12 protein-coding genes are annotated in these 13,037 nt (G+C 45.2%); 10 read left to right on the top strand and 2 right to left on the bottom strand.

All coding sequences use genetic code 11. The annotated features are described in order from the left end of the window. The first annotated feature begins 105 nt into the window (after positions 1–105). The 7 genes from AB4384_RS12695 to AB4384_RS12665 all read left to right on the top strand — a co-directional run bounded on the left by AB4384_RS12695 (position 106) and on the right by AB4384_RS12665 (position 8,564). Positions 106–1,713, top strand: coding sequence for an anthranilate synthase component 1 (locus AB4384_RS12695; protein ID WP_372129631.1), 1,608 nt, complete (start codon positions 106–108; stop codon positions 1,711–1,713). A gap of 2 nt (positions 1,714–1,715) precedes the next feature. Further along, complete coding sequence (locus tag AB4384_RS12690; RefSeq protein ID WP_372129630.1) at positions 1,716–2,324, top strand: aminodeoxychorismate/anthranilate synthase component II; 609 nt, start codon at positions 1,716–1,718, stop codon at positions 2,322–2,324. 9 nt (positions 2,325–2,333) lie between these two features. Beyond that, positions 2,334–3,329, top strand: coding sequence for an anthranilate phosphoribosyltransferase (trpD, locus tag AB4384_RS12685; RefSeq protein ID WP_229647081.1), 996 nt, complete (start codon positions 2,334–2,336; stop codon positions 3,327–3,329). Between the two features lie 25 nt (positions 3,330–3,354). Beyond that, a complete protein-coding gene (gene trpCF, locus AB4384_RS12680; protein WP_372129629.1) occupies positions 3,355–4,806 on the top strand; it encodes a bifunctional indole-3-glycerol-phosphate synthase TrpC/phosphoribosylanthranilate isomerase TrpF in 1,452 nt (483 codons plus the stop codon). A 131-nt stretch (positions 4,807–4,937) separates the two neighbouring features. Then, positions 4,938–6,128 carry a tryptophan synthase subunit beta gene (gene trpB / locus AB4384_RS12675; protein WP_017061500.1) on the top strand — a complete coding sequence of 397 codons (1,191 nt, stop codon included), beginning with the start codon at positions 4,938–4,940 and terminating at the stop codon, positions 6,126–6,128. Beyond that, positions 6,128–6,934 (top strand): tryptophan synthase subunit alpha, encoded by an 807-nt coding sequence (gene trpA / locus AB4384_RS12670; RefSeq protein WP_372129628.1) that lies wholly within the window; start codon positions 6,128–6,130, stop codon positions 6,932–6,934. The genes trpB and trpA overlap by 1 nt, the downstream gene beginning before the upstream one ends. Before the next feature lie 310 nt (positions 6,935–7,244). Further along, complete coding sequence (locus AB4384_RS12665) at positions 7,245–8,564, top strand: dicarboxylate/amino acid:cation symporter (RefSeq protein ID WP_346393668.1); 1,320 nt, start codon at positions 7,245–7,247, stop codon at positions 8,562–8,564. Positions 8,565–8,686: 122 nt separating this feature from the next. On the opposite strand, the gene AB4384_RS12660 is transcribed toward AB4384_RS12665, so the two are convergent. Next, the gene (locus AB4384_RS12660; RefSeq protein WP_371720724.1) at positions 8,687–9,460 is read right to left on the bottom strand and encodes an ABC transporter substrate-binding protein; all 774 of its coding nucleotides are present in this window, start codon (positions 9,458–9,460) and stop codon (positions 8,687–8,689) included. 10 nt (positions 9,461–9,470) lie between these two features. Beyond that, on the bottom strand, positions 9,471–10,622 hold the full coding sequence (gene hisC, locus AB4384_RS12655) for a histidinol-phosphate transaminase (protein ID WP_102445376.1): 1,152 nt from the start codon (positions 10,620–10,622) through the stop codon (positions 9,471–9,473). A gap of 181 nt (positions 10,623–10,803) precedes the next feature. On the opposite strand from hisC, the gene AB4384_RS12650 reads away from it, so the two are divergent. From AB4384_RS12650 to AB4384_RS12640, 3 genes are all read left to right on the top strand, one after another. Then, positions 10,804–11,691, top strand: coding sequence for a LysR substrate-binding domain-containing protein (locus tag AB4384_RS12650; RefSeq protein ID WP_102445375.1), 888 nt, complete (start codon positions 10,804–10,806; stop codon positions 11,689–11,691). A 286-nt stretch (positions 11,692–11,977) separates the two neighbouring features. After that, positions 11,978–12,226, top strand: coding sequence for a hypothetical protein (locus AB4384_RS12645; protein WP_004736516.1), 249 nt, complete (start codon positions 11,978–11,980; stop codon positions 12,224–12,226). Positions 12,227–12,372: 146 nt separating this feature from the next. Further along, positions 12,373–12,939 carry a septation protein A gene (locus AB4384_RS12640; protein WP_102533827.1) on the top strand — a complete coding sequence of 189 codons (567 nt, stop codon included), beginning with the start codon at positions 12,373–12,375 and terminating at the stop codon, positions 12,937–12,939. The last annotated feature ends 98 nt before the right edge of the window (positions 12,940–13,037 follow it).

Genomic DNA, 13,037 nt, shown 5'->3' with positions numbered 1-13,037 from the left:
AACTGACTAACAAATCATCGAATTGACCATATTCTAGATTGGGTGAAAGGTATCTTTATGCGACTATGTACGGCAGGAAATTTAAAGAATCATAAAGGAGGTCTTGTGAACAAGGCCATTGAAATCAAAAAGCTGGGAACCATTGAGGTCATCAATTCCTCAGTTCCTTACTCGCAAGATCCAACCAGCGTTTTTCATACTTTGTGTGAAAACAAAACTGATAGTCTTTTGTTGGAATCTGCCGAGATTGAATCTAAACAGAACCTGACAAGCCTACTCCTTATCGACTCTGCTGTTCGCATCGTATGTCGCGGACATGAAGTAACCTTTCAAGCATTGACTGAAAACGGTCAAGCGCTTATCGAACATCTCACTCAAAACGTGAAAGCAGAAATTAAATCTGACCTTACTGATAACGTTTTGACGCTGACTTTTATCGAACCAAGCAACGAATTAGACGAAGACTCACGTTTAAGAGAAGCCTCTTCATTCGATGCACTGCGTTTGGTTCAGCACAGCTTTGAGCAAGACGCGGATAACAAACACGCATTATTCATGGCGGGCTTATTCGCTTACGACATCGTGGCAAACTTTGAGCCACTAGGTGATGCTGAAGCAACCAACAATTGTCCTGACTTTGTATTCTACGTAGCTGAAACACTATTGCGTTTCGATCACCAAGAGAACGAAGGCCTACTTCACGCGAGCTTATTTGCTCAAGATGACAACATCAAAGCGCAATTAACTGACCGTCTAGCCGACATTCAAACTCAGTGTCAGTCCCTGAAAGCCATCACTGAAGTAACGCCGTTAGACAACGTTGAAGCTGTACCTAGCGTTTCAGATGAAGACTTCTGCCAAACGGTTCGTGATTTAAAAGAGTACGTAGTTAAAGGCGATGTATTCCAAGTGGTACCTTCACGCCGCTTCACTCTACCTTGCCCTGCCCCACTGGCGGCTTATAAAGAACTCAAACAAAGCAACCCAAGCCCTTACATGTTCTACATGCAAGACGAGCTGTTTACTCTGTTCGGTGCATCTCCAGAAAGCGCGCTGAAATACGAGACAGAAACCAACCAAATCGAGATCTACCCGATTGCTGGTACTCGTCGTCGTGGTAAGCGCCCTGACGGTCAAATCGATTTCGACCTAGACAGCCGTATCGAGCTTGAACTGCGTACCGACAAGAAAGAAAACGCCGAGCACATGATGCTAGTTGACCTAGCGCGTAACGATGTGGCACGTATTGCCGAAGCTGGCACTCGCCACGTAGCAGACTTACTGAAAGTAGACCGCTACAGCCATGTAATGCACTTGGTTTCTCGTGTTGTTGGTCAGCTCCGTGAAGACTTAGATGCTCTGCACGCTTACCAAGCTTGTATGAACATGGGCACGCTAACGGGCGCACCAAAAATCCGCGCAATGCAGCTTATTCGTGACGTAGAAAAAACGCGTCGTGGTAGCTACGGTGGTGCAGTCGGTTATCTAACCGGTGAAGGGACTCTAGATACTTGTATCGTAATTCGCTCTGCTTACGTTGAAGATGGCGTAGCACAAGTACAAGCTGGCGCTGGTGTGGTATTCGATTCAGACCCACAAGCAGAAGCCGATGAAACTCGCGGCAAAGCACAAGCGGTTATCTCAGCGATTCAAGCAGCTCATACTAAGAGCTCTGCTACAAACCAACACTCATCAAATAAGAAGGAGTCGTAATCATGGCTGATATTGTATTCATCGATAACTTCGACTCGTTCACTTACAACCTTGTAGACCAGTTCCGTTCATTGGGTCACAGCGTGAAAATTTACCGTAACAACATTCCAGCAAAGGTAGTTGAAGCGGCGATCAACGAACTAGACACCCCTGTTGCACTGCTTTCACCAGGCCCTGGCGCTCCAGCAGATGCGGGCTGTATGCCAGAGCTGATTCAGCTTCTAAAAGGTAAAGTGCCAATGATTGGTATTTGCTTAGGCCACCAAGCGATTGTTGAAGCCTATGGCGGCACCGTTGCAGGCGCTGGCGAAATCATTCATGGTAAGGTGTCGATGATGGAACACCAAAACCATGCGACTTACCAAGGCTTACCTTCGCCATTGGCTATCGCTCGCTACCACTCTTTAGTGGCAACGCATGTATCTGATAGCCTAACGGTGACCGCTGAAGTAGATGATTTGGTGATGTCTGTGGTTCAAGAACAAGACAAGGTGTGTGGATTCCAATTCCACCCTGAATCAATTATGACGACCTACGGTGCAACGCTTCTAGCAAACGCTATCGAATGGGCTCTTGAGAAACCTCTTCGCCTTGAAAAGACTGGAAAATAGGAAACGATCATGGAACAGATTAATAAACTTTACGAACAGCAGTCTCTTACTCAAGAAGAAAGCCAACAGTTATTTGATGTGATCATCAAGGGTGAACTAGACCCAATCTTGATGGCTTCTGCGCTAACTGCACTGAAAATCAAAGGCGAAACGCCCGATGAAATTGCAGGCGCAGCAAAAGCACTACTTGCGAATGCAAACCCGTTCCCGCGCCCTGATTACGATTTCGCAGACATCGTAGGTACAGGTGGCGACGGTCACAACACCATCAATATCTCGACGACTTCTGCATTTGTTGCCGCAGCGTGTGGCTTAAAAGTCGCGAAGCACGGTAACCGCAGCGTATCGAGCAAATCAGGCTCTTCTGACTTACTGGATTCGTTCGGTATCAACCTAGCGATGACAGCTGAAGACACACGTACGGCTGTTGATGAACTTGGCGTAGCATTCCTATTTGCTCCGCAATATCACGTTGGTGTACGTCACGCGATGCCGGTTCGTCAAACAATGAAAACGCGCACTATCTTCAATATTCTTGGCCCACTGATTAACCCTGCTCGCCCTAACATCGAGCTAATGGGTGTTTACAGCAAAGAGCTGGTACGCCCTATCGCAGAAACCATGCTGCAAATGGGCATGAAGCGCGCGGCGGTTGTTCACGGTAGCGGCCTTGATGAAGTAGCGATTCACGGCGAAACCATGGTTGCTGAAATCAAAGATGGCACAATTCACGAATACACAGTGACACCAGCAGACTTTGGTTTGAACACTCACCCTCTTGAAGCAATCAAGGGCGGCGAGCCAGAAGAGAACAAAGCCATCACAACCGATATCCTGACGGGTAAAGGCACTGATGCTCAAGTTGGCGCAGTGGCAGTCAACGTTGCTCTACTGATGCGTCTGTTTGGTCACGAAGACCTAAAAGCCAACGCACAGCAAGCAATTGACGCGATGAACTCTGGCAAAGCATACGAGCTTGTACAAAAGCTTGCTGCACACGCCTAACGAACGACGAATCGAGACAAAGAACATGACACAGACTACCGATAAACTGTCGACCCACGTTTCAGTCAAAGAAGCTGAAATGGCGGAAGTATTAGCAAAAATCGTTCGTGATAAATACCAATGGGTTGAAGCACGTAAGCAGACTCAACCATTAGACGAGTTTAAAGCGTCACTAACTGCAACAGACCGCAGCTTTTATGACGCTCTGAGCGGAGAACAAACGGTTTTCATCACTGAATGTAAAAAGGCCTCTCCGTCAAAAGGTTTAATCCGTGACGAGTTTGACCTCGACTACATTGCTTCTGTTTACAACAACCACGCAAACGCGATTTCTGTGCTGACAGACGAGAAGTACTTCCAAGGTGACTTTGAGTTTTTACCTAAAGTTCGCAGCATTGCTAAGCAGCCTATCCTGTGTAAAGACTTCATGGTTGATACCTACCAAGTGTATCTAGCTCGTCATTACTCAGCTGATGCTATCTTGTTAATGCTATCGGTATTAGATGACGAAGAGTACAAAGCGCTGGCGGAAGTCGCTCACTCACTCAACATGGGTGTATTGACCGAAGTCAGCAACGAAGAAGAGCTTCACCGTGCAGTCGCTCTAAACGCTAAGGTGATCGGCATTAACAACCGTAATCTTCGTGACCTTTCGACTGATTTGAACCGTACTAAAGAGTTGGCGCCGCTGATTCGCGAACTGGCTCCAAACGCAGTTGTGATTTCAGAGTCTGGCATCTACACACATCAACAAGTTCGTGACCTTTCAACGTTTGCAGATGGCTTCCTAATCGGTAGCTCTCTAATGGCAGAGAAGAACCTCGAGCTTGCGGTACGCAAAGTAACACTGGGTGAAAACAAGGTGTGTGGTTTAACTCACTCTGACGATGCAGCAAAGGCTTATCAAGCTGGTGCGGTATTCGGTGGTCTGATATTCGTTGAAGCATCTAAGCGTCATGTGGATATCGAAGCGGCTCGTTTAACTATGAGTGGCGCACCGCTGAACTACGTGGGTGTGTTCCAAAACCACAGCGTAGCAGACGTTACGAAAACGGTATCTGAGCTAGGCCTATTCGCTGTGCAACTGCACGGTGATGAGTCTCAAGCATTTGTCGATGAACTAAAACAATCTCTACCTGAACGCGTTGAGATTTGGAAAGCTTACGGTGTTGCTTCTGGTGCTGAAAACGGTGCTAAAAGCGCGCTACCAGAATTACTGAAAAGCAACGTGACTCGTCACCTGCTAGATACTAAAGTAGGTTCTCAAACGGGTGGTACAGGTCAAGCGTTTGATTGGAGCCTAATCAACAACCAAAGCGCAATCATGTTGGCGGGTGGCCTAAACCCAGACAATGCTAACCAAGCAGCGAAACTAGGCTGCTTAGGGCTAGACCTAAACTCAGGCGTTGAATCAGCTCCAGGTAAAAAAGACGCAGACAAACTGCAACGCGCTTTTGCAGCGATTCGTAATTACTAGTCCAAGCTCGGCGCTAGAAATTAGAAAGCAGAAACTAAAAACATATTTGTGAGCTTTGCCTTTTGCGAAGCTCAAGCAAGATTAAATGACTTGGTGTGAATACACATCGATAGAATTGAAGGAATAACACAATGGCTAAACTCGATGCCTACTTTGGTGAATACGGTGGTCAATACGTACCGCAGATCCTAGTGCCAGCACTAGACCAACTGGAACAAGCATTTATCGATGCACAAGCAGATCCTGAGTTCCGCAGTGAATTCATGACGCTTCTTCAAGAGTACGCAGGTCGTCCAACGGCACTAACGCTAACGCGTAACCTGACTAAAGGTACAAAAACCAAACTGTACCTAAAGCGTGAAGATCTCCTTCACGGCGGCGCTCACAAGACAAACCAAGTTCTTGGCCAAGCATTGCTAGCAAAACGCATGGGTAAGCAGGAAATCATCGCTGAAACTGGCGCAGGCCAACACGGTGTGGCAACGGCTCTAGCGTGTGCTCTACTAGGTCTTAAGTGTCGTGTTTACATGGGTGCAAAAGACGTTGAACGTCAAAGCCCGAACGTGTTCCGTATGAAGCTAATGGGCGCAGAGGTTATCCCTGTTCATTCTGGCTCTTCAACGCTAAAAGATGCGTGTAACGAAGCACTACGTGACTGGTCTGCAACTTATGAAGACGCGCATTACCTATTGGGTACTGCAGCGGGTCCTCACCCATTCCCAACGATTGTTCGTGATTTCCAACGCATGATTGGTGAAGAAACGAAGAACCAAATTCTAGCTCGTGAAGGTCGCCTTCCTGATGCGGTTATCGCTTGTGTCGGCGGTGGTTCGAACGCTATCGGTATGTTTGCGGATTTCATTGAAGAAGAAACTGTTCGCCTAATCGGTGTAGAACCGGCTGGTAAAGGTATTGATACCGACCAACACGGCGCGCCGCTTAAGCACGGTAAAACCGGTATCTTCTTCGGCATGAAAGCGCCACTGATGCAAGATGAGAACGGCCAAGTAGAAGAGTCTTACTCTGTATCTGCGGGTCTAGACTTCCCATCAGTTGGTCCTCAACACGCGCACCTAAATGCTATTGGCCGTGCTGAATACGACAACGTGACCGATGACGAAGCGCTAGAAGCGTTCCAATTGATTGCACGTAAAGAAGGTATTATCGCAGCGCTAGAGTCATCTCATGCTTTGGCTCATGCTGTTAAAATGGCTCACGATGACCCAGAGAAAGAACAGCTATTAGTGGTTAATCTATCTGGTCGTGGTGATAAAGACATCTTCTCTGTACACGACATTCTTAAAGAGAAAGGAGCATTATAATGGATCGCTATCAATCACTCTTCACTCGCTTAGCTGAAAAGAATCAGGGCGTATTTGTACCATTCGTAACGGTTGGCGATCCTAACCCTGAGCAGTCTCTTAAGATCATGGAAACACTCGTTGAAGCGGGTGCTGATGCACTTGAACTTGGTATTCCATTCTCAGATCCGCTTGCAGATGGCCCGACAATCCAAGGTGCAAACATTCGTGCGTTAGATTCAAAAGTAACGCCAGATGTGTGTTTTGATCTTATTGGTCAAATTCGTGCTAAATACCCAGATCTGCCAATCGGCCTACTGATGTACGCAAACTTGGTGTACGCACGTGGTATCGAGAACTTCTACGAGCGTTGTGCGAATGCAGGTATCGATTCAGTATTGATTGCTGATGTACCAACCAACGAGAGTGGCGAGTTTGTTGCTGCAGCTAAGAAGTTTGGTATTCACCCAATATTTATTGCTCCACCAACAGCAAGTGATGAGACGCTTCAATCGGTTTCTGAGCTAGGTGGTGGTTACACTTACCTACTTTCTCGTGCTGGCGTAACGGGTGCAGAAACCAAAGCAAACATGCCTGTGACAGCCCTACTTGACCGTTTGAACAAGTTTGATGCGCCACCAGCACTGCTTGGTTTCGGTATCTCTGCTCCTGAGCAAGTAAAAGAAGCCATCGAAGCTGGCGCTGCTGGTGCTATCTCTGGCTCTGCGGTTGTGAAAATCATTGAAAACAACGTTGAACAACCAGAAGCAATGCTTAAAGCACTTGCTGAGTTTGTTACGCCAATGAAAGCGGCAACGCAAAAATAATAAATAGGCTCCCACTAGTGCGATAATTAGCGCTGTGGGAGTTTTTCTCCGAGAACACGTCCAAACCCTCTCAATTGTTAAATTTCTGATAAAAACAACACCTCATACAAACCTGTAGCACACCTATAATACCCCACCAAAACATCACCACCATTTATAAAAATAATGACAAATCAAAAAGCAAACGTTTGCTTTAGTGTGAAAAATCATCAAATGACATTTGATTACTGCTTTTTGGTGTTCTTTCATCTCTGCTCATATTGATAAATGTAAAAGATACGTGTAAAACTTCTCGCGAAATATTAATCCAATGGTACATCGTACATTGGTGAGTAGTTCTGGGATTTTTATATTTAGTAGCACAGAGGTTATGGAAGTGTTAAAAGAAAAGAGTTTACTAAGCAACATCGGCGTTCAAGTCGTTATTGCAATGATCATCGGTACCCTAGTCGGTGCGATGATGGGTGACAGCGCAACTATGTTCGCTCCACTGGGTGCTATCTTCATCAATTTGATCAAGATGCTGGTTATCCCTCTAGTCGCGGTTGCCCTAATTTCAGGTGCTGCTGGTCTAGGCAACAGCTCATCAGCAGGTAAAGTGGGCGTGACCACTCTAGGTTACTTTGCACTAACGTCTGCACTTGCTGTAGCACTAGCGCTAGTAATGGGTGAAATATTCGAACCAGGTCGTGGTATCGATGTTTCTGGCGTTGAAGGCATGTTCTCTTCTGAATACGCTGCGAAAGGTGAACTTCCAACGTTCTGGGCAACCATCACAGGCATGATCCCGACCAACGTTTTCCAATCACTGAATGAAGCAAACATTCTGCAAATTCTAGTTTTCTGCTTATTCTTCGGTATTGCGATTTCTAAACAAGCGAAAGAGAAACGTGACCCTATCATCAATGGCGTAAACGCGATTGTTGACGCTATGGTTTGGATGATCAACAAGGTTATGATCATTGCACCACTAGGCGTATTCGGCCTAATGGCAGAAGCTGTGGGTACATTCGGCTTTGGCGCACTTATGGTTGTGTTCAAACTGTTCGTTGTCTACATCGCTGCGATTCTGATCTTCGGCTTTGTTGCTTACCCGCTAATGATTCAAATCTTCACTAAGACTTCTGCTAAGAAGTTCCTAGTGGCAATGAAGAAGCCTCAAGCGGTTGCACTATCAACAGCCTCTTCAATGGCGACACTGCCAGTAACAATGGAAACGGTAGAGAAAGAACTTGGCGTTCGTAACTCTACGGCTTCATTCGTTCTGCCACTTGGTGCGACGATCAACATGTCTGGTAACGCAATTTACTACGGCCTAGTTGCTATCTTCTTCGCACAGCTGTTCAACATCGACCTGTCTATGGGCGCTTACATTGCTATCATCGTAACGTCGACTCTAGGCGCAGTTGGTCAAGCAGGTGTTCCAGGTCCTTCTTTCCTAGTGGTTGCGGTTCTTCTAGCAGCTGGTATCCCTATTGAAGGTCTACCTCTGTTGTTCGCTCTAGACCGTATCTTCGACATGATCCGTACTGCTCTAAACATCACTGGTGATGCAGCATGTGCAGTCATCGTTGATTCTCTAATCGAAGACGAAGCGAAAGAAGCTGAGCTACAAAAACAGCAAGCGTAATATTAAAACGCTAAGTTGATGGTGACTTGAATTGACACCACCAGCATAAACTAGAAAATCCGAGAGCCTTACAGCCCTCGGATTTTTGTTTTTGGTGTTCTAATTTTTAGGCGTTAGACGAATTACAAATCAGCGCCATAGATATCAAACGTAAAGTACTTAGCGGCGATCTTGTCGTAAGTACCGTTCGCTCTGATCTCTTCAATCGCGGCATTGAATTGTTTCGCCAGTTTTGAATCCTGCTTTCTTAGTGCTAACGCCGTACCCTCGCCAATGTAGGCTTTGTCGGTTACTGCTTTACCTTTAAATTCAAAGCCCTCACCTTCTTTTTTATCTAAGAAAGCTAATGACAGTTGATCCGAGTTGCCAAAGGTTAGATCTAGACGACCATTTTGCAGATCCAGATAAACTTCATCTTGCCCTGTGTAACGCTTAATGTTGGCAACATTGCCAAACTTGTCGGTTACGTAGCGATCGTGAATCGTACCTTGCTGAACACCTATGGTTTTGCCCGCTAAGCCTGCCTGATCGACGCTGAACTCAGCGCTTTTAGCAGCAACAAATACGGCTGGTGTTTGGTAGTACTTATCAGTAAACAAGATCTTACGCTTACGCTCTTCGGTGATACGCATTGACGCCATGATCACATCTGACTTTCTTGCCAACAAACTTGGAATTAGCGAGTCCCAGCTTTGTGAAACCCAAGTACAATCGAGTTTGGCTTGCTCACACAGAGCATCAGCTATCTCAATATCAAACCCGACAGGCACACCATCACTGTTTTTGTAGTTAAATGGCGGATACGTAAAGTCCGACGCCAAACGGATTTCTTTCGCCTGTACCGTTGTACCAAGTAAAGCGGCCGCACAAGCGAGTCCTAGTATTATCTTTTTCATCATTGCCATCCTAGATATGATCTTTATCGAGTTGAGATTGAGTTTCTATATATTGATCTTGTTGATGCTGTCGTTTTTGCTGATCTTGTTGAGTCTGTTGTAGCTCGGTTTGGTAGCGTGTTAGTGACGTTATCACTTCTAACATGCTCTCTTGGCTACCAATACTGATTCGAACACAATTACGCAAAGCATGTTCGTGGTTTTGATTCCTTGTCACAATGCCATCCTTCGCCAATACACTGAACACTTGATGCCCAGGTTTTTGACGCAGCAAAATAAAGTTCGTCGATGAAGGGTAAACAGACTCGATGAAATCAAATTGCGTTAACTCACAAGCAAACCAGTTACGTAGTTCGACCAGCTTTTGTGTCGCGTCTTGCATCACTGAGACTCGTTCATCAGACAAAGCGTCTAACACGATTTGCGATGAGCAATCCGGCATCGGATAAGGTGGAATCAGCTTCGCGACATACTGCATCACATTTTGACTCGCTAAGATAAAGCCACATCGAACCGCAGCCAGTCCAAACGCCTTAGACAAGGTGCGAATCACTACCAAATGCGGATAACGCTCAATAAGGCTCACAGCTGACGTTTGTGGTTCAAACTCGATATACGCTTCATCGACGACCACTAGCGACTTTCCAGTCGTGCCTTCCAGTACCTGAATCAAATCCGATTTAGGAATCACATTGCCCGTTGGGTTATTTGGTGAGCAAAGAAACACGATATTAGCCAACTTCGCTTTGTTCACAATATCAGTGACGTTAAGGCTGAAGTCTTCCTGCAATGGAGAATCCAAGGTATTAATCGCCAATGCATCGGCGCAAAACTCATACATTGCATACGTTGGTGAACAAATAAGTATATTGTCACTCGCTGGCTTACAGAATGTTCTGATCAGTAAATCTATCGCTTCATCGGCGCCACGAACGGCAACCGTTGCAGCATCAGTTCCGCAGTAATCTTGGTAAGCCTTAGCAATATCTTGTGGTAAGAAGTCTGGGTATCGATTGTGGCTTGCTTCTCCTGGAAACAACGAGCTTTCCAATTCATTGGCGTTTAACCAGACTCGTCCATCACCACCAATTCTTCTTGCTGATTGATAAGGTATTAATTTTTTTACAGCCTGAGGTACTAAACTATCGATAAAAGATGTCAAGAAGCTATCCCTTTCACAAAATCACAATGTCTTCACCACTGCCTTCATATTCAAAAAATGTGACCTATACACATATTGAATCACAAATGATGATTAAGTATTTACATTCAAACAGAACACTATTGATAAATGAATCGAAATAATCACATAATAGCCATGATAAAAAATCATAGGTAAAGATATGAATCGCACACTTCCTTCAACTAAAACCTTGCTCGCGTTCTTGTCGACGGCAAGGCATCTCAACTTTACGCGCGCGGCACATGAGCTCAATGTTACGCAAGGTGCAGTGAGTCGTCAGGTATTGTCGTTTGAAGAAAGTCTTGGCTGTGATCTCTTCTATCGACATGCTCGAGGATTGTCTTTAACGCCGAAAGGAGAAGAACTGGTTCCTCTGATACAAGGAACGATTCATCAACTGCAATCGGCTCTCAATCAAGTGGCAAGTTCTCCCTCCAAGATCAAACTCAACGCACCAAGCTGTATTACCTCTTGGCTGCTACCCAAGTTGATGTCTTTTCAGCAAGCCTACCCTGAAATTGATGTCGAGCTCACGTCGACCATCAAGCACGTTTTTGAACCAAGCTTTGACCCGTTTGACGCCGTAATCACCTATGGTAAGAAGCCAAACCAACAATCGATTGTGAGCCAGTTATTGTTCAATGAACAGCTGGCTCCGGTCTGCCAGGCGCAAAGCATTACTCAGGGCCATCTTGTAAGTAGCGCTTCTACTATCATCAAGCCACACAAGCTCGCTCAATACACTTGGTTACACGCCAACAATGAGCAAAGTGATTGGCGACTTTGGTTAGAGCACATAGGAAGTCATGACCTTTCAAGTAAGAACAACCAACAATTCGCGACACTTGATCAAGCGATGAACGCAGCCATTCAAGGGTTTGGCATTGCCATAGGCGACATCACGCTGGCTAAGCAAGATATTGATTTGGGCAGGTTGGTGAAAGTGAGTGAAGGCAGTGTCTTTTCTGGAAATGGTTACTTCTTGCTGCAGCCTAAGAATCGACAAAATACATCTTTATCTACGCTGGTTGATTGGCTTGTCGATTAGCGGCAATCATCGTAGATAGAAGCACACTATAAATGGCAGTAGAGCGTCATAATGAGAATTTCATCGTTCTCAAAATGAAACTATTCTATGTCTGTTACGTATTGGTTGTCTGAGAACAGAACGTACCTTGCTTTAACTATTTGAAAAGAAGTTCAATTCTATTTGGTAGGGAAAATGTTCCGTTCAATTAGAGAAAATGGCATTCGAATTGCTTTGTCATAGATAACCCAACCAATATACAGCAGGTTGCAACAGTTTCACTGCAGCTTGTCACGGAGGATAGGCTATGACCTTACAAAGACATACGTATTACGGCTTGATTCACCATGGAATTAAAACCTTATTAATGGACAGAATTGGCCACTTCACAGAGCGTGAATATCACGAGTATCTCGACCTAACGACAGGCAAATCGACGTGTTTTGCCATGAGTGAGCAAGAGCTCGAAAACACCTTAGACAGCTTAAAGAGCGAGGGTTACCTTGAAGATATCAAGAAGCTAATACCTCGCTACCAAACCACATCAATGCGATAACGTTATCCAACTCGATGATGAAAAGATCCGACTAGATAAAGCATTTACATGGAATTAATTAGCACCCAATTGTCTCGGGCTATTTAGCATCGAGACAGTTTTCGTTAGACTGTCTGCAACTCAACTAACTGGACAGTCAGTGCCACATGAAGCAAATCCTTGATTTCATTCCTCTCATTATTTTCTTTGCGCTGTATAAGATGTATGACATCTACACGGCTACAGGTGCATTGATTGTTGCTTCCGCAGTACAAATCGTTTTGACATACGTCATCTACAAGAAAGTAGAGAAAATGCAGATCATCACCTTTCTGATGGTTGCTGTATTTGGTGGCATGACCATTTTCTTGCACGATGACAACTTCATTAAATGGAAAGTAACCATCGTTTATGCATTGTTCGCTATCGGCCTGACCGTCAGTCACCTAATGGGCAAGTCAGCGATTAAAGGCATGCTGGGTAAAGAGATCACACTTCCTGAAGCGGTATGGAGCAAGATCAACTGGGCTTGGACTTTGTTCTTTACTCTATGTGCCATTCTCAACGTTTACGTTGCTTTCAGCCTACCGTTGGATGTTTGGGTAAACTTCAAAGTGTTTGGTCTACTCATCGCGACCTTGCTCTTCACCTTGCTCACTGGTGTTTATATCTATAAGCATCTACCAAAAGACCAGCAGAAAGAGTTAACGGATAAAAATACCGACGAGAAATAGCCCTTAGGGATGAGTCCTCATACCCTATTTGATACAATTATTATCAATATGCGATTGGCCAATGATACTCGTGATCATTGGCCGCTGATTATTTGTGT

The organism is Vibrio sp. 10N.261.51.A4 (assembly GCF_041471945.1).
GTDB classification, from domain to species: Bacteria; Pseudomonadota; Gammaproteobacteria; order Enterobacterales; family Vibrionaceae; genus Vibrio; species Vibrio crassostreae_C.
The sequence above is the reverse complement of the archived record's forward strand: the minus strand, read 5'-3'. Positions and strand labels throughout refer to the sequence as shown.